This is a genomic window from Streptomyces sp. NPDC002602 (assembly GCF_042889445.1).
Taxonomy (GTDB): domain Bacteria; phylum Actinomycetota; class Actinomycetes; order Streptomycetales; family Streptomycetaceae; genus Streptomyces.
Genome location: NZ_JBIAQX010000006.1, coordinates 317,813 through 335,479 on the forward strand (window position 1 = coordinate 317,813; position 17,667 = coordinate 335,479).

Here is a 17,667-nt window from a genome sequence, read left to right on the forward strand (position 1 = left end):
GGGCCGTCGAGAGGGCGGGGCCCGTGTGCGGCCGGCGGGCCTCAGACCAGGTCGATGTACACCTCGGTGGACTTCACCCGCGCCGTGACGCACACCCCCACCGCGATCCCGAGCTGTTCCACCGACTCCCGCGTGACGACCGAGACGACCCGGTGCGGACCCGACTGGATCTCCACCTGGGCCGCCACGTCGTCGACCCGGACCGCCGTCACGATCCCCGCGAACGAGTTCCGCACCGAGGTCGCGACGGCCCCGGCGACCGGCGCCGGGCTCGCCGCCCGCTCCTTGGCGAAGGCGGCGAGCGCCACCCCGTCCACGGTCCGCGTCCCGTCGGGCGCGCGGTGGGCGGGCAGCCTTCCGGCGTCCGCCCAGCGGCGGACGGTCTCGGGGCTGACGCCCAGCAGGTTCGCGGCCTGACCCATGGAGTACGACGGCACGCCCGCAGCCTAGTGCGGGATCTCGGCGGGGATTCTCGGCCGGGGGTCTCGGCCGGGGGTCTCGGCCGGGGGGTCTCGACCTAGCGGGCGGCGCCCGCGCGGGCCGCCGCGTCGGTCTTGTACGGGGCGAAGCCGGCGTTGTCCTTGCAGCCGAGCTCCTCCCAGGTGCTGATCTTGGTCGCCGGGTCGGTGTAGGTCAGGCGGTACTTGCAGGCGCCCTTGATGTAGCGGCCCTTGACCCCGCCCGGGAAGTCGATCTCCTTGTTCCAGAGGTACGGCGAGTTGTAGTTGTTCAGGTGCGCGGTGGCGTTCACGTCGATGCCGCCGGGCGCGTAGATCTCGTAGACCCAACCCGTTTTCTCGGCGCCGTAGGTCGCGAACTTCTGCGCCACCCACTTCTCGCACGTGGTGCTCAGGTGCGCGCTGTTCTGCCCGCCGCCCTTGACGATGTACTCGGCCAGCGGGGTCAACTGGTCGCCGCGCGGCGTGAATCCGGTCTCGAAGATCTCCTCGACGGTCTCCCGCGTGTCACCGCGCCACAGGGTGTTGGTGTCACTGCGCCACTGCCAGCGCTCGTTCGCCGCGGCGGCCGCGACGGGGCGGGCGATCCTCGGGTTGGTCGTCGTGCGCCACCAGTCCCAGGCGCGGTACTCGACGGTCGGCCCACAGGGCGAGGTCAGGTCGTCGACGGCGAGCGCCACGGGAGCGGCGGACGCCGCGTGCGCGACGGGCGCGAGGGGCGCCGCGTGCGCGGCGACGGCCGGGGCGGCGGCCGCGGCGGAGACGAGGGAGACGGCGGCGAGGACCCGGAGAGCGGCCTTCAACATGGTGGGGAGCCCATCAGTCGATCAACATGACGGGCCCTGTTATAGGCGCGACGATCCACCCCTCCCGGGCACGGTCCGGCCGATCCACCCACTCGGGTGGAACAGTCGTACTGGGGAAAGGATCCTTCCCCCGCCCCCTTCCCTTCCCCCGCCCCCTTCAGCCGTCAGATCTCGTCGGCGTGCGCGCCGGTCTCGGCGCCCCTGAGCGGCCTGCTGGTGCTCAACCAGGGCCGCTCAGGCCCGGCCACGGCATCGGTGTCCACCGTGAGGTGCAGGCGCGTGCCACCCTCCGGCGCCGGATAGCTGCGCTGCTCCGTGGCGCCGAAGAAGTGGCGCAGGACCTCGGCGACCGCGCGGGCGGCCTCGGGGGAGGCGGCGACGATCCGGACCTCGGCGCGCCCGGTCGTCGGCGGGTACTCGGTACGGGGCATCAGGACGTCCGGCCCGATCCGCCGGCCGCGGCCATGCCGGCGGCCGTCCCCAAGGCGGCCGCCCCCAGGGGGATGGCCTCCACGGGCATCACGGGCAGCCCCGGCCGCCGCACGCGAGGGCTCGCGTGCGGGTCCCCGAGCGGCTCCCCGAAGGGCGACATGCACGCTCCGCCCTCCGTCTCCCAGGAGACCTCCCAGTCCGCCTCCCGGCGCTGCGCCTCGCGCACACCGCGCCCGATGACGGCCTCGTTGGCCATCAGGGTGCCGGCGCTCAGCATGCTGCCCGGAAGCGCGGCCGCCGCCAACAGCCGGGCCGCCGAGGCGGGCGCGGTCTCGGGCGGGATCACCAACAGGTCCCAACGGCCGACGGTGAAGGACAACAGGATCAACTTGTCGGGATCCTGCTCGACGAACCGTCCGACGTGAACGATCCGCCCCGAGACGTCCACCCTCGGGGGGACGACCGGCCAGTGCGTCGGGTTCACGGTGACGCGGGTGATCCGCCCCCAGAGTTCGTCGAGCGCCGCCAACAGGGGCGGGAGTTCGACGGCGAGGTCGCGGGAGTGGGGCCACCACGCCCCGTCCAAGGCGGTGACCAGCGCGGACCGCGGAGTGAGGCGAAGACGCGCCGCCATCGCGAGCGCCGGCGCGAGGTCGTGATGCGTGGTCCGTCCGAGGGGCATGCTTTCGAGGGTCGTGTTCATGACGCGAACCGTCCCCCGGGCCACGCGTCGGCAGCCCGGCGTCTCGTGATCGCCGGAAACGACACTCGCCTGCGGCCGGTGTACGAAAAGCTCCCGGTCCTTCGACTGTACGCCCGTACGACGCCCCGGGAACCTCCCACGACCAGGCACTTTCCCGCCCGCACTCCTCCCAGCCCGCTCATCCGCCCGACCGGTCGGGCCCCTGCGGGGAGCACGCCCCCGGAGTACCGTTGAACCACGAAGCCAGCGCCCGACCGGCGACGACACCGCCTTGCGGTACGGCCGACGGTCGAGCACGCCCTCCCCCCGAGACGGGCGAACCACATGGCCGACTCAGAGACCCACCACCACTACGAGCTGCTTCTCCCGGACGAGATCCACCACACGGTGAAGCCCGGCACGGCGCTGCTCCGACTGGAGACCACGCACACCCGGGAAGGCGTGCTGGACGGCGCGTGGTGGCCCCGTTCGAGCGACCCCGTGGCCGAGCTGCCCCAGCTGATCTCGGTCCTGACCAGCCACCTCGGCCCGATCAGCCGCATCGGCCTGGACGCCTCGACCTGGCAGGACATCCCGACCCGCCTGGTCGTCGACGGCCACGTCGTGCACCTCGTCTCCGACCCCGTCGGCGACGACACCGTCCTCATCACCCGCGGCGACAACGACCACTTCGCACTCCTGGTCGTCCCCCCGAAGACCCGGCCCGCCGCCGCCCGCACCGCGATGGCCCGAGCGGTCCGCGCCGACAACACCACCCCCGCGACCCAGATCCTCATGGCCGTCACCATCGAAGCCCCCAACCCGGAGCCCCAGGCTCCCGAGTCCCCCACCCCCGAGGACTCCGAGGACTCCGAGGACGACACACCGACCCCGGTCGCCTGACGCCCGCCCGCTGAGGCGGGGCGCGCCTCGGCGGGCGGGCGTCGCCGCGTCGAACGTTTCCGGGCGTGCGGTGTGCACCGCTCGGTCGCTCCGGTGGTTGCCGCCGCACGTGCCAGGCACTCTCGCTCACCGCGCAGTCGAGTGACTCGGGATCGCGACCCGTCGAGCCGATCAGTGATCAACCCCCACTGACGAATCGATGTTCAAGCCATGTCCGGCAGCATCGACTCGATCAGCGTCCATAAGTGCCGGCCACGACCCACGTCCGATTACTTTCATCCTCCCGAACGGCGGGAGCGTCCCACTGGTAAAGACTGACCAGGTCGTCTCAGCGAGATTCCGATGCGGGATGGGATCTAAAGAATCATGTCCACTTCTTCATCGATTCTCAGAAGTTGGTCGTGACTCACGTCCGGTACGGCGTACTGGTTTTCCCGAGCTTTACGCAGAAACTCCTCCGGTAGTGCGAGGTGATAGTGCGCAAGGTAAAAGAGGATGTCCGCACGCCACACCCATTCTCCGTCGGTGACGATGTTATCGCCGCCGAGGATGCGATTATCGGATCCGAGGATGTCCCCGACTGCCCCCATGAATACGATGAGCTCGCGCCCGGTTCCTAGATATCGCGCTACGTCGGCTTCATCTGCCGCCGGGTGCTGTCGGATGAAGTCACGAATGCTTCCCGCATGCGTGCCAGCCTTTTCGGGCCAAAACTCTTGGTAGAAACCGAGGATTTTCATGCCATCACTTTCATGAATACGGTCTACTGGGCTACGGGAAGGAATGTGCGCCAGTATCCATCGCCATAGATCTTGGGCGTCTGGCCGGGCCCTCCCAGCATGCGCACACCAACCTTGTCGGTAGGAGCGAGTACGGGTACTCCCAGCTGGTTGGCCACACTCTGAGCGGCTGGCACTTCCCTCACACCGTCACCGACCGTTCCTGTGTGACAGGAAATAAGTCGTACCGGCCCTCCAGTGTAGCTGGGGTTATTCTGGATGGCCTCAACTATATGCGTGGGGTTTGTGTTGCCCGCAGAGAATCCCTTGCCGGAGGCGTTGATTCGGCCAGGTTCAAAATACCCTTGATTGTTGCCGTGAATCACCACATCATGATATCCGGGCTTCGGGGCCACCAGGTCAAAGTTAGTCATGGTGCTCGAGTCGTAACCTATACCCGTTGACCCCTTTCTGTAATAGACGGGGTCACCGGTGGAAAGATATGAGCCGGGTGGTAGTTTGGGATGTACTGCGACAGTGGAATCCTCTTGGTTTTTCAACCACCAATCCCGACGAGTCCCCATGTTCGCTGGTGCCGGGGGAGGCTGCGGGGGGCCATATGCCAGATCGGCCAGAGCCAGGCGTGGTGCCGTCACTCCCGGCACTTCGCCTGGGAGAAGACTTTTCCAGCCTCCTGCTTCGACCACGGCCTGTGCGCTGCCGCCGGCGGCTCCAAACATTCCGCCGTAGAGCATTCCATCGGTTGCCGCGCGGCTCGCTTCGTCGAGCCTGAAACCGTTCTGAAGGCCTGCGGCGATCTGGAGGGGTTGGGCGACGGCGAGGTCGACGGTGACGGATTCGATGCCCGTGACGGCCGCAACTGCGAAGGCAGTGCCGGCGATGGTGGCGACCTCGGTGGTGAGAGCCACTCCCACGGTCGCCGCGAGTTCGACGATGGTGGCGGTGGCTGCCGCCGCGGCGACTTCGGTGGCGCCGAGGGTGAAGAATGCCAGGGCCGTGCCGGCGACGATGACGGCCCCGGCGATCTCCAGTTCGCGGTCGAGCCTCTTCTTCGCGTCGGCCACGGCATCGGCGTACTGGTCGATCCCGGCCGCCAGGGACCGGGGGCCGTCGACGAGATCCTGGAGCCACCCCTTCTTGTCGTGGTAGTAGCGGGCCCAGAAGGGATCGGCGAAGGCGGAGATGGCCTCGCCGGTGTTGTGGTGGATCAGTGTCTGAGCGGCCTTGTTGGCGGCTGCCGCGACGTCTTCCATGTCGTCGGCGAACGCCCGCCAGGCGTTCGCGATGTCACGCAGCTTGCCGACGTCGGCTGCGGGCCACTCGATTCCGGTGACGTCGGTGACGACCTCCCTGACCTTGTCACCGGTACTCACTGCTGGTGCCCCCGGTCGTCGGGCCCGCTGCGGGGCTCGGGCGCGACCTTGCGGAACATGGCCTCGACCAAAGCATCATTTTCGATGTGCCCGTCCGCCATGTCGGTCATCGCCGTATGGATGCTCGCCAGGCCGTCCCTGATGATGTCCGCGGACCTCTCCATCCGGGCGACGATCGGCCCGTACTTGTCGTGGAACTTCCTTCCCGGGTCATCGTCTCCCCAGGCAGCCCCGGCTTTCGCCAGCGACGTCTGAAGCGTGCCCAGCGCCCGGCCGAGCGCCTCGCTCTGCTCGTGGAACGTCGGTGCTGTCGCCTTCAGATCATCGGTCTTTATGTCGAGGATCTTGCCATCGTCACCCACGCGGGTCCCCTCCCGTTCGCACTCGCGGCCGTATGACCTCAACCGCGACTGGTGTTCGCAACTGAGGCTAGCCTCGAGCCGGGCAGGGGCATCGGTGGGCTGTTCCGTGAACCAGGCCTACACAGAGAGCAGTTGACCGCCGCCTACTGCGGCAGCGTCACATGCCCCTCGTACTCGTACAGGGTCCAACTCCTCCGATACTCATGCTGTCCGGAATCGTCAGTCAGATATGCGCCCCGTCCCAGACTCAGGCCCTCATACCATCCGGGTTCCGGCCCCGATCGGCCCAGGTGGCAGACCGCATGTTGCCGAGCGTGTGCCTTCGGGCGGACCTGTCTGCGACGACGCGGGAACCGCCCGCGACCTGGCCCGCCAGGCATACCTTGAACTCGCCGAGGTCGATCCGCAGGCGCCCCGGGGGGTTGCGGGCGTACTCGCGCAGCTGGCGCTCGCCTCCGCGATGGCCCACGGGCGGGTGTGCCAGGTGTGGCGCAGATAGGCGTCCAGCGCGCGGCTGCGCCGCTCCGCCGTATCGTCCGCGGGTTGGCCGAGGTAGGCGCGCAGCACCTGATCAAGCTCGCCGTAGCGCCGGTTGTGTTCGAGGGGTTTCATGGACACGGTCCGTCGCCTCTACGGGGAGAACGGGACGGTGGTCAGGACGACGAATCCGTGCGGCCGGCGGGCTCACGGCGCAGGATGACCCGGGCGGCGCGGACATCGACGGGTTCCCGCCCGGCGAGCAGCATCGCCTTGAGCTGCATCCGGCCGACGGGCTCCTCACGGGATGGTCAGGCGGCCTCAAGGGTGAGGCGGGCCCGCGTTCCCTGGGCGAGCCGGCGGTGGATGACCTGCTCGTTGGCGGTCACCACCTGCTGGGTGGCCCACTGAGCGGTCTCCCGGTCGGGGTAGGCGGCGGATCGGGTCAGCATCGGATCACTGTCTCAATTCGCGTTGAACGACCAGAAGACGCCAACCTCGTTCGCGGACACCGCGATCAGGCCGAGATCCATCATGAGATCGGTGAACTGGTGGCCACCTTCGAGGTCCCGCGCGAGGAAGTCGGGAGCGCCGCTCGTGCGCGCGAGGTCGGAGGAGGTCCAGAACACCGCGTCGGGGCCGAACCGATCCAGCACGGTCCGGGCGTCCGCGAGCACCATGTTCCGGTCCTCACGGAACCGGACCGGGGAACCCTCGAACCACCACTCCTGCGCGAACGAGGCGAGCAGCCCGGCGGCGGCACCCTGCGTGATCGGCCGGAGCCCGGAACGCACGTCCCCGGCGGTCAGCGCACGGAACGGGTACGCAGGACGGACCGTCCTGCGTGCTTCCTCGTCCATCTGCCACTCCAGGGCGGACCAGCCCCGCGGGTCGGGGACCGCTCGTTCCATGACCGCGAGTACGTCCTCGGCCCAGTCCTCGTGCAGCCGGGCGCCGCACCTGGCAAAGGTGTAGACGTCCTCCAGGAGCCGCACCAGTGCGGCTTCCCAGGCGTGGCCGTCAGGGGCGTTCTTCATCATGGTCCCTGGCGGTCCTTCGGTCGCGGCGAGGGCATCGACCTGTCGATGACATAGGGGGATCGAGGTTGGAATCGTACGTGGACGACCCAGTCGTCGAAGTCGTCCGGCCCCGTTGACGTGTCGCCGCGTGCGCGTTCGCTCCGGTAGGCGGGAGTGCCGCCCACGACCGCGTTCACCTTCATGGCCAGGTGGGGGTCGGTGATGCCCCAGAACTCGGCGGCGAGGCGGTGGTTCAGTGGGCGAAGTGGAACGGGCCGGCGGCATCCAACAAGAACGTCTTGCCCTGGCGGCGGCGACCGTAGACCACTCCCAGGGTCGCTCCTGGCTGAGGATCGGTGATGAACCGGGTCAGCGCCGACCACTCGTCGTTCCGGTCGAACATCTCGGCAGGCTTGTCCAACCCAAAGCGGCAACCGTGGTTCGGGCCCTGACCTACCACCGCGCCCGCGCCGCGAACCATCCGTGGTCGTTGGTCCGGAAGCGGTCCGACCAGACGTCGTGGCGGCTGGCACGGGAAGTCGGGCCGGGGCATCTGGGGGCCTCGGAGACGGCCCATGTGGACAAAGACCAGGACAGCGAGGTCTGAGGAACGACGAAGGGCCCCACCGCAAGCGGTGGGGCCCTTCGTCGTATTGCCCGGTGAGAGCAATGGCGGAGGATACGAGATTCGAACTCGTGAGGGGTTGCCCCCAACACGCTTTCCAAGCGTGCGCCCTAGGCCACTAGGCGAATCCTCCGGGGCAAACAATACAAGACGTTCAGGGGTGCTCGCGAACGTGATCGTCGGGCGGTGGATCGGGAGCGGTCCGGAGAGGATCCGAGGCGGTGAACCGGGGCGGAGCCTGGAGCGATCCGCGAGCGATCCGGGTGGGGCGTCGCGCGCGATCACGGGAGCGATCCGCGGGTGATGGCGGGAGCCATACGCGAGCGATGCCGCCGGCCCCCCCCACGACCGGCGAACGGACCCGGACCGACCCCCAGGCGACCGACGAACCGACCCGCGACCGACCCGCGACCGACCCCCAGGCGACCGACGAACCGCCCCCCAGCCGACCCGCGACCGACCGGCGCCGCGGCCCGGGTCGATTCCGGGTCGCTTCATCGGCTAGGGTGGGGCCAGCCCCTCACGTGGCGCTATCTCACCCAACTCCCCCAGGGCCGGAAGGCAGCAAGGGTAAGTGGGCTCTGGCGGGTGCGTGAGGGGCGTTTTGCGTTCCTGGGCGGCCTCGGCGGGCGATCCGCGGCCTCGGCGGGCGATCCGCGGCCTCGGCAGGCGATCCGCGGCCTCGGCGGGTGATCCGCAGGGCCGGCGGGCGGCTCTTGTCGGTGGGCCCGGATAACCTCGTATACGTGTCGTCCCTTGCGCTGTACCGCCGCTACCGCCCCGAGTCGTTCGCCGAGGTCATCGGTCAGGAGCATGTCACTGCACCGCTGATGCAGGCCCTGCGGAACAACCGGGTCAATCACGCGTACCTGTTCAGCGGTCCACGAGGGTGCGGCAAGACCACCAGCGCGCGCATCCTGGCCCGCTGCCTGAACTGTGAGCAAGGTCCCACGCCGACCCCCTGCGGGGAGTGCCAGTCCTGCAAGGACCTCGCGCGCAACGGCCCCGGGTCCATCGACGTCATCGAGATCGACGCCGCTTCGCACGGTGGTGTGGACGATGCCCGTGACCTGCGGGAGAAGGCCTTCTTCGGGCCCGCCTCCAGCCGCTACAAGATCTACATCATCGACGAGGCCCACATGGTCACCTCGGCGGGCTTCAACGCCCTGCTGAAGGTGGTCGAGGAGCCGCCGGAGCACCTGAAGTTCATCTTCGCCACGACCGAGCCGGAAAAGGTCATCGGCACCATCCGGTCCCGGACGCACCACTACCCCTTCCGGCTCGTCCCGCCCGGGACCCTGCGGGACTACCTGGGCGAGGTCTGCGGGCGCGAGGGCGCCACCGTCGAGGACGGCGTGCTGCCGCTCGTCGTGCGGGCCGGCGCCGGGTCGGTGCGTGACTCGATGTCGGTGATGGACCAGTTGCTCGCCGGCGCCGCCGAGCAGGGTGTGACGTATGCCATGGCGACGTCCCTCCTCGGTTACACCGACGGATCGTTGCTCGACTCCGTCGTCGACGCCTTCGCCGCCGGGGACGGGGCCGCCGCGTTCGAGGTCGTCGACCGCGTGGTGGAGGGAGGCAACGACCCCCGCCGGTTCGTCGCCGACCTGCTGGAGCGGCTGCGCGACCTGGTGATCCTGGCCGCCGTCCCCGACGCCGGGGAGAAGGGGCTCATCGACGCCCCCGCCGACGTCGTCGAGCGGATGACGGCCCAGGCCTCCGTCTTCGGCGCCGCCGAGCTGTCGCGCGCCGCCGACCTCGTCAACACCGGGCTCACCGAGATGCGGGGCGCGACCTCGCCCCGGCTCCAGTTGGAGCTGATCTGCGCCCGCGTGCTGCTGCCCGCCGCCTTTGACGACGAGCGGTCCTTCCAGGCCCGCCTGGACCGCCTGGAGCGCGGCGGTTTCGCGGCAGCGGCCGCCGGCGCGCCGGCCGCGATGCCCGCCATGGGGTACGTCCCCGGGCCCGAGGCCCACGGCATGGCACCGGCCGGACCCGCCGGAGGCATGGCCGCCGCCCGCGCGGCCGTCCGGGCCCCCGAACCGGAGCCCGCGCCCGCGACACCCCCGCCCCCCGTCCAGGCCCCGGCCGCCCCCGCCCCGGCGGAGACGCCCGCGACACCCGCACCCGCGCAGGCGCCCGCCACCGCACCCGGTGCCTGGCCCGGCGCCGCCCAGCCGGGCGCCGGCGCCCGGACACCCGCCCCCGCCGCGGCCCAGCCGGGCGCATGGCCCGGAGCCGCGAGCCCCGCCGCGGCGGCCCAATCCCCCGCCCCGGCAGCCCCGGCTCCCGCCGCCGGCGCCTGGCCCAGCGCCACCGCACCCGGATCGGGCGCCCCCGCACCCACGGCCGCTCCCGCCCCGGCCGCCGCCCCGAGCGGCCCCGCGCCCGCCATCCCCTCGCCCGGCATGGCCGCCGGAGCGGGCCAGGTGCAGGCCATGTGGCCCGGCGTCTTGGAGGCGGTGAAGAACCGCCGCCGCTTCACCTGGATCCTGCTCAGCCAGAACGCCCAGGTCACCGGGTTCGACGGAACGACGCTGCAGCTCGGCTTCCCCAATGTCGGAGCCCGCGACAACTTCGCGAGCAGCGGCAGCGAGGACGTCCTCAAGGCCGTCCTCGCCGAGCAGTTCCAGGTCAACTGGAAGATCGACGCCGTTGTCGGCGGCGGCGGCGCGCCCGTGCCCGCCATGGGTTCGTACTCCGCCCCGGCCGCGCCCGCGTACAGCCCGCCGCCCCCGCAGCAGCAGGCCCCGGCCCCGCAGCAGCCGTCCCAGCCGGCCTCGTACCAGCAGCCGCCCCAGCAGTCCGCGCCCCCGCCGCAGCCGCCCGAGCGGCAGGCGCCCCCGCCGGTCTCCCTGGAGGACGACGTCCCCGAGGAGGACGACCCGGACCTCGTCGACAGCGCCCTGACCGGACACGACCTGATCGTGCGCGAGCTCGGAGCCACCGTTGTGGAGGAATACACGAACGAGTAGGGCCGTCTCATTGGGTGGCCGCACGAAAGAGAATCCGGAGCGCGGGCTACGCTTCATGGCGTGAAGGTCCTCGTCATCGGCGGCGGCGCCCGCGAACACGCCCTGTGCCGCTCTCTGTCCCTCGACCCCGACGTCAACGCGCTGTACTGCGCTCCCGGCAACGCCGGCATCTCCGAGGTGGCCGAACTGCGCCCGGTCGACGCCCTCGACGGTGACGCGGTGGCCCGCCTCGCCGTCGAGCTCGGCGCCGACCTGGTCGTCGTCGGACCGGAGGCCCCGCTGGTCGCCGGGGTCGGCGACGCCGTCCGCGCGGCCGGCATCCCCGTGTTCGGCCCCTCCGCCGACGCGGCCCGACTGGAGGGCTCCAAGGCCTTCGCCAAGGACGTGATGGCCGCGGCAGGGGTTCCGACCGCGCGCAGCTACGTGTGCACCACCCCGGAAGAGGTGGACGCCGCCCTCGACGCCTTCGGCGCCCCGTACGTCGTCAAGGACGACGGCCTCGCCGCAGGCAAGGGCGTCGTGGTCACCGACGACCTCGCCGCCGCCCGCGCCCACGCGCTGGCCTGCGACCGGGTCGTCATCGAGGAGTTCCTCGACGGCCCCGAGGTCTCCCTCTTCGCCATCACCGACGGCGTCACCGTCCTGCCCCTCCAGCCCGCGCAGGACTTCAAGCGCGCGCTCGACGGCGACGAGGGCCCCAACACCGGTGGCATGGGCGCGTACTCGCCGCTGCCCTGGGCCGACCCGAAGCTGGTCGACGAGGTCATGGCCTCCGTCCTCCAGCCGACCGTCGACGAACTCCGCCGGCGCGGCACCCCCTTCTCGGGGCTGCTGTACGCCGGCCTGGCGATCACCTCGCGCGGGGTTCGGGTCATCGAGTTCAACGCCCGCTTCGGCGACCCCGAGACCCAGGTCGTCCTCGCCCGCCTGCGCACCCCGCTCGCGAGCGTGCTGCTGAACGCGGCCCGGGGCACCCTGGACACCGAGCCGCCGCTCGCCTGGCACGACGACGCCGCCGTCACCGTCGTCATCGCCTCGCACAACTACCCCGAGACCCCGCGCACCGGGGACCCGATCGAGGGTCTGGCCGACGTGGCCGCGCAGGACGCCCCGCACGCGTACGTGCTGCACGCCGGGACCCGCCGCGACGGCGACTCCGTCGTCAGCGCGGGCGGCCGCGTCCTGTCGGTGACGGCGACCGGTTCCGATCTGGCACAGGCCCGCGAGAGGGCGTATAAGGCCGTCGCCCGCATCCGGCTCGACGGCTCCCAGCACCGCACGGACATCGCGGCGAAGGCAGCCGAAGGCCGCTGAACAGCGGAACGACGTGAACGCGGGCCCGGGCGCACTCTGCGCGCCCGGGCCCGCGCGTGCGACTGCATCCGGCCGCGTTCGAACGCACCCACCTTTGCCCAAAGCCATTCCATCGGGTGATGGTGGCCCGGACCGCCTGATTGTCGCGCCGGCCCCAACTAGGGTGCGGCGCAAGCATTCCGGCACATGGCCCACCGGCATTGCGATGTCGGTGGCGGGTGTCACAGTGGGGGAGTGAGCAAAGCCGCCGCAGGGCAGAGGGGGTGAGGTCCGGCCGTGTCCGGAACCGGTTCGATCGCTGAAGTCGGGACGCCGTCCGCGCGTTCCCGAGCCCTCGCCGTGCTGCGGGTCCGCAGCAGGGCGCTGGCCCTCGCGCTGCTGCCCGCCGCCCTCGCGGTGGTGCTCGTCGCCGCCCGGATGACGGGTCGGCTGGCCGGTGATCCCTGGCCCGCTGTGACCCTGACCGTCTGCGCGGTCGCCGCCCTCGTGCTGCTGGTCGGCGGGATATTCGCCGCCGTCGTGCTGCGGGCCGGCCCCGCCGTGACCCCGACGGTGCCGCTGTCCGAGACCGCCGCCCCCGATCTGTACCGCCTGGTGCGGGACCTCGCCGACCGGATGGACGTGCCCTCGCCCTCCGCGATAGCCCTGACCCCGGACTGCGACAGTTGGCTGGAGGACCGCACCCACCCCGCCCACCGCCGCGCCGACACGGCGGCCTGCCGCCCCGAGTCCGAGCCCGGCGCGGCCCCCGTGCTGGTGATCGGCTCGCCGTTCCTGTGGTGGATGCGCGTCGCGGAACTCCGGGCCGTCCTCGCGCCGGTCGTCGCCGGCACGGGCCCCTCCGCCCACCCCGACATAGCCGACGCCCGCGGCTTCGTACGGGGGCTCGACGCCGCCGTGGACGTCGGCGGCAGACCCGGCCTCGGCTGGATCGCCCCGCCGGCCCGGCTGCTGCTGCGGCTGTGCCGGGTGGACGCCGCGGAGATGGAGCGCGGGGTGGCCGCCGCCGCGTCGGACCGCGCCCAGGACGTGGACTACGGGCTGCGCATCGTCGCCCAGGAGCAGGTCGGGCTGGCCTACGCGGGCTGGGACCGGCTGCTGACCCGGGTGGCCCTGCCGGCCTGGCGGATGGGCCGCTGGCCCGCTCGGCTCGACGCCGGCGTCGTGTCCGCGCTGACCGAGTTGTCCCGCCGCGACCGCCTCGCGGACGGGTTCACCTCCCGCCTCGGCGAGCGCCCCGCGTGCGATCTGCTGGAGCAGCCGGGCGCCGTGGACGAGGCCGCCTCGCTGTTGGCGGCCCGACTCTTCCACGGAGGTCCGGCCGCGGCGGGCCCGGACTGGTCCCCGGTGGACTGGGCCGCGTACCCGGAAGAGGTCGTGGACCGGAAGTGGCGCACGGAGGCCGCCCGACTGCACGCCGCCCTCGACGGGCTGGCGGCCCCCGCCGCCCCCACGGTGGAGCGGGTCATCGCCTTCCTCACGGATGCCGTGCCCGCCGGGGAGTCGCTGGCGGGCCGGCTCAGCGGTGACCTCGCGCGGGAGGAGTCCGGACCGGACTCGGCCGTGGCGCGGGCCGCGGACGCCGTGCCGCTGTTCCCGCTCCAGGCGCCGCGCAGCGGTCGGGACCTGCTGGCCGACCACGTGACGGCGCTGGTCTGTTGCGCGGCCGTGGACTCCGCCGGGGCGGCGCCGGGTCTGGACTGGCTCGACGGCCCCGTGCTGCTGGTGGGCGGCGCACGCCGCGCGGACCTCGCGCCCCGGGTGCTGTGCCTGGTCGAGGACGGCGACCCGGAGCCCCTGCGGGACTGGCTCCAGGAGATCGGCGTCCGCCCGGAGAAGCCGGTCCGGCTGGTGTGAGGCGCGGCAGGCGCCGACCGGGGCCGCGCGCCCGCGCGCGCTCCCTCGTCCGGATCCGGACCCGACGTCGGCCGGCCATGTGACAAGGCTTTTTCGCGACGAACGGTGACGGAGTGCGCGCGTTATGTGATGTGCTGGGGTCGACGGATGCACGTTCGGGGGAGCGAGGGAGGGGAGCGGGATGAGTGCGGACCAGATCCGGCGGTGGGAGTCAGGTGCGCTCGCGCACGCGGTGAACGATCCCTTCGGGCAGGGACCGCTGCCCTGGTTCCGGGGCAGCGAGCTGTACTTCGACGACACCGGCCAGGTCGTCCCCTGGTACGTCGACCCCGCCGTCGCCGCCGGCCAGATCCCGCGCGCCCGCAGTGGAGGGGGCCCGCTCACCGCCGACGACGTCCACCGGCAGATCAAGGGCTTCGCCTCCACCGGCGCGGTCTCCCCCGGCGAGGCGATCGACTTCCACATCACGGTGGACCCGCCCCAACAGTTCTCCGTCGACATCTACCGCATCGGCCACTACGCGGGTGACGGCGCCAGCAAGATCCATTCCAGTCCCCGGCTCTCCGGCATCGTCCAGCCGGCCGCGCTCACCGCCGACCGGACGGTCTCCTGCCACCACTGGTGGCTGTCCTGGCGACTCCAGGTCCCCTCGTACTGGAACGTCGGCGCGTACGTGGCCGTTCTGACGACCGTCGACGGCTACCGCTCCCACATCCCCTTCACGGTCCGCGACGACGAGCCCGCCGACCTGCTGCTCCTGCTGCCCGACATCACCTGGCAGGCCTACAACCTCTACCCGGAGGACGGCCACACGGGCGCGAGCCTCTACCACGCCTGGGACGAGCAGGGCCGGCTCCTCGGGGAGGCGGACGCCGCCACCACCGTGTCCTTCGACCGCCCCTACGCGGGCGCCGGCCTGCCGCTCCACGTGGGCCACGCCTACGACTTCATCCGCTGGGCCGAGCGCTACGGCTACGACCTCGCCTACGCCGACACCCGGGACCTGCACGCGGGCCGCGTCGATCCCACCCGCTACCGGGGCCTGGTCTTCCCCGGGCACGACGAGTACTGGTCGGCCCCCATGCGCCGCACCGTCGAGCGCGCCCGCGAACACGGCACCTCGCTCGTGTTCCTCTCCGCCAACACCATGTACTGGCAGGTCGAACTGGCTCCCTCCCCGTCCGGGGTCGAGGACCGGCTCCTCACCTGCCGCAAGCGGCGCGGACCCGGCCGCCCCAGCCTCTGGCGCGAGGTCGACCGCCCCGAACAGCAACTGCTCGGCATCCAGTACGCGGGGCGGGTCCCCGAGCCCGCGCCCCTGATCGTGCGCAACGCCACGCACTGGCTCTGGGACTCCACCGGCGCCGCCGAGAACGACGAGCTCGCCGGACTGGTCGCCGGCGAGGCCGACCGGTACTTCCCGCGCACCCAGCTCCCCGAGCACCAGGACCGCATCCTGCTCGCGCACTCCCCGTACCTCGACAGCGAGGGCGCCAAGCGCCACCAGGAGACGTCCCTGTACCGGTCGCCCAGCGGAGCCTGGGTGTTCGCGTCGGGCACCTTCGCCTGGTCCCCGGCGCTCGACCGCCCCGGCCACGTGGACGAGCGGGTCCAGCGGGCCACGGCCAATCTCCTCGACCGCATCTGCAAGCACGACTGACACGGCACCCCGACCGACGAGGCACGACTGACACGACACCCCGACCGACGAGGCACGACTGACACGGCCCCGACCGACGAGGCACGATTGACGCGGCACCCCGACCGACGCGGCATCCGGGCCCCGACCGCCGGACGACGCGACGGGCCGCGCCCCCTGGCGAGGGCGCGCGGCCCGGTACGGGACAATGGGACCGCGCTCGTACAGAACCACAGGGAGACCCCGTGTCCGGATTCGTCGAAAAGCCCGAGCCGGCTCAGGTGCCGGGCCTCGTCCACCTCCACACCGGCAAGGTCCGCGATCTCTACCGCGACGAGGACGGCAACCTCGTCATGGTCGCCAGCGACCGGATGTCCGCCTTCGACTGGGTCCTGCCCACCGAGATCCCGGACAAGGGCCGGGTCCTGACCCAGCTCTCCCTGTGGTGGTTCGACCAGCTCAAGGGGATCGTCCCGAACCACGTCATCGGCACCACCCTGCCCGCCGGCGCCCCCGCCGACTGGGCAGGCCGCACCCTGATCTGCCAGAACCTCGACATGGTCCCGATCGAGTGCGTGGCCCGCGGCTACCTCACCGGCTCCGGTCTCGCCGAGTACGACCGGACCCGCACGGTCTGCGGTCTCGGCCTGCCCGAGGGTCTCGTGGACGGTTCCGAGCTGCCCGGCCCCATCTTCACCCCGGCCGCCAAGGCCGAGGTCGGCGAGCACGACGAGAACGTCTCCTACGAGGAGGTCGCGCGCACCGTCGGCACCGAGACGGCCGCGCTGCTGCGCCAGGCCACCCTGGCCATCTACACCCGCGCCCGGAACATCGCCCGCGACCGGGGCATCATCCTGGCCGACACGAAGTTCGAGTTCGGCTTCGGGGCCGACGGGACGCTGGTCGCCGCCGACGAGGTGCTGACCCCGGACTCCTCGCGGTTCTGGCCGGCCGACCAGTGGAAGCCGGGCCGCGCCCAGCCCTCCTTCGACAAGCAGTACGTCCGCGACTGGCTGACCTCCCCCGCCTCCGGCTGGGACCGCACCGGCGAACTCCCGCCCCCGGCACTGCCGCAGGAGGTCGTGGAGCAGACGAGCGCCAAGTACATCGAGGCGTACGAGCGGCTCACCGGTCTGACCTGGACCGCGAAAACCGGCCGCTGAACCTCCGGTGTCCCCGGCCCGCCGAGCGGGCCGGGGACACCGAGAGCCCGGCAACACGAAGAAGCCCCCCGGTCCGAGGACCGGGGGGCTTCTTCGTACAGAGCGGACAACGCGACTCGAACGCGCGACATCCACCTTGGCAAGGTGGTGCTCTACCAACTGAGCTATGTCCGCATGCGCCGTAGCGCGGTACCCACTATACCCAACCTCGCCGGCGTGCGAGACGCACTGCCGTGTGCCGGTTCTCGGCCCCCAGCTTCGTCGCCGCCGAGGACAGGTAGTTGCGCACCGTTCCCTGCGTGAGTGAGGCCCGCTCCGCGATCTCGGCGATCGGCGCGCCGTCCGCCGCGAGTTCCAGCACCTCCGCCTCCCGGGCGGTCAGCGGAGAGTCCCCCGCGCTGATCGCGTCGGCCGCCAACTCGGGGTCCACGTAACGGCCTCCGGCGTGCACGGTCCGGATCAGTTCCGCCAGTCGCTGTGCCGAAACCGTCTTCGGCGTGAAGGCCCGCACACCCGCCGCGAGGGCCCGCTTGAGGTGGCCGGGTCGGCCGTGACTGGTCACGATCATGACCTTGCAGTCGGGGAGTTCGGACCGCAGTGATGTGGCGACACTCACACCGTCCGCCCCCGGCATCTGCAGGTCCAGCACCGCCACGTCCGGACGGTGCGCCCGGGCCATCGCCAGGGCCTCCGGTCCCGAGGCCGCCTCCGCGACGACCAGCAGGTCGTCTTCCAGGGCCAACAGCGCGGCCAGGGCGCCACGGATCAGGTGTTCGTCATCGGCGAGCAGTACGCGTACGGGGCTCACGCCCGCACCTCCAGTCGCGGGTACGGGGCTCACG

The 17,667-nt window shown here is 71.5% G+C and carries 16 protein-coding genes, 2 tRNA genes, 1 other RNA gene and 2 pseudogenes; 7 read left to right on the top strand and 14 right to left on the bottom strand.

The window, feature by feature from the left end; genetic code table 11:
- Positions 1-41 precede the first annotated feature (41 nt).
- The 4 genes from ACFYW3_RS19790 to ACFYW3_RS19805 all read right to left on the bottom strand — a co-directional run bounded on the left by ACFYW3_RS19790 (position 42) and on the right by ACFYW3_RS19805 (position 2,399).
- A complete protein-coding gene (locus ACFYW3_RS19790) occupies positions 42-437 on the bottom strand; it encodes a helix-turn-helix transcriptional regulator (RefSeq protein WP_351759374.1) in 396 nt (131 codons plus the stop codon).
- Positions 438-517: 80 nt separating this feature from the next.
- Positions 518-1,264, bottom strand: a complete 747-nt coding sequence (locus tag ACFYW3_RS19795; RefSeq protein ID WP_351759376.1) for a hypothetical protein — start codon at positions 1,262-1,264, stop codon at positions 518-520.
- 164 nt (positions 1,265-1,428) lie between these two features.
- Positions 1,429-1,695 (bottom strand): hypothetical protein, encoded by a 267-nt coding sequence (locus ACFYW3_RS19800; protein ID WP_351759379.1) that lies wholly within the window; start codon positions 1,693-1,695, stop codon positions 1,429-1,431.
- The gene (locus ACFYW3_RS19805) at positions 1,695-2,399 is read right to left on the bottom strand and encodes a DUF5994 family protein (protein ID WP_389386879.1); all 705 of its coding nucleotides are present in this window, start codon (positions 2,397-2,399) and stop codon (positions 1,695-1,697) included. The genes ACFYW3_RS19800 and ACFYW3_RS19805 overlap by 1 nt, the downstream gene beginning before the upstream one ends.
- 324 nt (positions 2,400-2,723) lie before the next feature.
- Here ACFYW3_RS19805 and ACFYW3_RS19810 point away from each other — a divergent pair, with 324 nt between their 5' ends.
- On the top strand, positions 2,724-3,281 hold the full coding sequence (locus tag ACFYW3_RS19810; protein WP_389386880.1) for a DUF5994 family protein: 558 nt from the start codon (positions 2,724-2,726) through the stop codon (positions 3,279-3,281).
- A gap of 356 nt (positions 3,282-3,637) precedes the next feature.
- Here ACFYW3_RS19810 and ACFYW3_RS19815 read toward each other — a convergent pair whose 3' ends face one another.
- The 8 genes and pseudogenes from ACFYW3_RS19815 to ACFYW3_RS19850 all read right to left on the bottom strand — a co-directional run bounded on the left by ACFYW3_RS19815 (position 3,638) and on the right by ACFYW3_RS19850 (position 8,010).
- Complete coding sequence (locus ACFYW3_RS19815; RefSeq protein ID WP_351759386.1) at positions 3,638-4,021, bottom strand: hypothetical protein; 384 nt, start codon at positions 4,019-4,021, stop codon at positions 3,638-3,640.
- Between the two features lie 23 nt (positions 4,022-4,044).
- The gene (locus ACFYW3_RS19820; RefSeq protein ID WP_389386881.1) at positions 4,045-5,394 is read right to left on the bottom strand and encodes a hypothetical protein; all 1,350 of its coding nucleotides are present in this window, start codon (positions 5,392-5,394) and stop codon (positions 4,045-4,047) included.
- Positions 5,391-5,756 (bottom strand): hypothetical protein, encoded by a 366-nt coding sequence (locus ACFYW3_RS19825; RefSeq protein WP_389386882.1) that lies wholly within the window; start codon positions 5,754-5,756, stop codon positions 5,391-5,393. The genes ACFYW3_RS19820 and ACFYW3_RS19825 overlap by 4 nt, the downstream gene beginning before the upstream one ends.
- Positions 5,757-6,141: 385 nt before the next feature.
- Positions 6,142-6,374 (bottom strand): annotated as a pseudogene (locus ACFYW3_RS19830) (hypothetical protein); the annotation flags it as partial.
- Positions 6,375-6,386: 12 nt separating this feature from the next.
- Positions 6,387-6,685 (bottom strand): annotated as a pseudogene (locus ACFYW3_RS19835) (RNase A-like domain-containing protein).
- A gap of 12 nt (positions 6,686-6,697) precedes the next feature.
- Complete coding sequence (locus ACFYW3_RS19840) at positions 6,698-7,273, bottom strand: hypothetical protein (protein WP_389386883.1); 576 nt, start codon at positions 7,271-7,273, stop codon at positions 6,698-6,700.
- A gap of 232 nt (positions 7,274-7,505) precedes the next feature.
- Positions 7,506-7,655, bottom strand: coding sequence for a hypothetical protein (locus tag ACFYW3_RS19845; RefSeq protein WP_351759396.1), 150 nt, complete (start codon positions 7,653-7,655; stop codon positions 7,506-7,508).
- Positions 7,656-7,922: 267 nt separating this feature from the next.
- Positions 7,923-8,010, bottom strand: a tRNA-Ser gene (locus tag ACFYW3_RS19850).
- Positions 8,011-8,389: 379 nt separating this feature from the next.
- Between ACFYW3_RS19850 and ffs the strand changes: the two genes are divergently transcribed.
- From ffs to ACFYW3_RS19880, 6 genes are all read left to right on the top strand, one after another.
- Positions 8,390-8,484: signal recognition particle sRNA small type (ffs, locus tag ACFYW3_RS19855), an RNA gene on the top strand.
- A gap of 139 nt (positions 8,485-8,623) precedes the next feature.
- Positions 8,624-10,852, top strand: a complete 2,229-nt coding sequence (locus ACFYW3_RS19860; RefSeq protein WP_389386884.1) for a DNA polymerase III subunit gamma and tau — start codon at positions 8,624-8,626, stop codon at positions 10,850-10,852.
- Between the two features lie 60 nt (positions 10,853-10,912).
- Positions 10,913-12,166 (top strand): phosphoribosylamine--glycine ligase, encoded by a 1,254-nt coding sequence (purD, locus tag ACFYW3_RS19865; RefSeq protein ID WP_351757049.1) that lies wholly within the window; start codon positions 10,913-10,915, stop codon positions 12,164-12,166.
- A 276-nt stretch (positions 12,167-12,442) separates the two neighbouring features.
- Positions 12,443-14,023 carry a hypothetical protein gene (locus tag ACFYW3_RS19870; RefSeq protein WP_351757047.1) on the top strand — a complete coding sequence of 527 codons (1,581 nt, stop codon included), beginning with the start codon at positions 12,443-12,445 and terminating at the stop codon, positions 14,021-14,023.
- A gap of 181 nt (positions 14,024-14,204) precedes the next feature.
- Positions 14,205-15,683 carry a N,N-dimethylformamidase beta subunit family domain-containing protein gene (locus ACFYW3_RS19875; protein ID WP_351757044.1) on the top strand — a complete coding sequence of 493 codons (1,479 nt, stop codon included), beginning with the start codon at positions 14,205-14,207 and terminating at the stop codon, positions 15,681-15,683.
- 224 nt (positions 15,684-15,907) lie between these two features.
- The gene (locus ACFYW3_RS19880) at positions 15,908-16,825 is read left to right on the top strand and encodes a phosphoribosylaminoimidazolesuccinocarboxamide synthase (RefSeq protein WP_389386885.1); all 918 of its coding nucleotides are present in this window, start codon (positions 15,908-15,910) and stop codon (positions 16,823-16,825) included.
- Between the two features lie 101 nt (positions 16,826-16,926).
- On the opposite strand, the gene ACFYW3_RS19885 is transcribed toward ACFYW3_RS19880, so the two are convergent.
- Positions 16,927-16,999, bottom strand: a tRNA-Gly gene (locus tag ACFYW3_RS19885).
- Positions 17,000-17,021: 22 nt separating this feature from the next.
- Positions 17,022-17,666, bottom strand: coding sequence for a response regulator (locus ACFYW3_RS19890; RefSeq protein WP_389386886.1), 645 nt, complete (start codon positions 17,664-17,666; stop codon positions 17,022-17,024).
- Position 17,667: the final 1 nt, after the last annotated feature.

Bases quoted from the DNA above. Each gene is read 5' to 3' on its own strand.
- ACFYW3_RS19845 (WP_351759396.1), bottom strand. From the start codon at position 7,655: ATGTTCGACCGGAACGACGAGTGGTCGGCGCTGACCCGGTTCATCACC.
- ACFYW3_RS19875 (WP_351757044.1), top strand. From the start codon at position 14,205: ATGAGTGCGGACCAGATCCGGCGGTGGGAGTCAGGTGCGCTCGCGCAC.
- ACFYW3_RS19815 (WP_351759386.1), bottom strand. From the start codon at position 4,021: ATGAAAATCCTCGGTTTCTACCAAGAGTTTTGGCCCGAAAAGGCTGGC.
- ACFYW3_RS19840 (WP_389386883.1), bottom strand. From the start codon at position 7,273: ATGATGAAGAACGCCCCTGACGGCCACGCCTGGGAAGCCGCACTGGTG.
- ACFYW3_RS19805 (WP_389386879.1), bottom strand. From the start codon at position 2,399: ATGAACACGACCCTCGAAAGCATGCCCCTCGGACGGACCACGCATCAC.
- ACFYW3_RS19800 (WP_351759379.1), bottom strand. From the start codon at position 1,695: ATGCCCCGTACCGAGTACCCGCCGACGACCGGGCGCGCCGAGGTCCGG.
- ACFYW3_RS19810 (WP_389386880.1), top strand. From the start codon at position 2,724: ATGGCCGACTCAGAGACCCACCACCACTACGAGCTGCTTCTCCCGGAC.
- ACFYW3_RS19795 (WP_351759376.1), bottom strand. From the start codon at position 1,264: ATGTTGAAGGCCGCTCTCCGGGTCCTCGCCGCCGTCTCCCTCGTCTCC.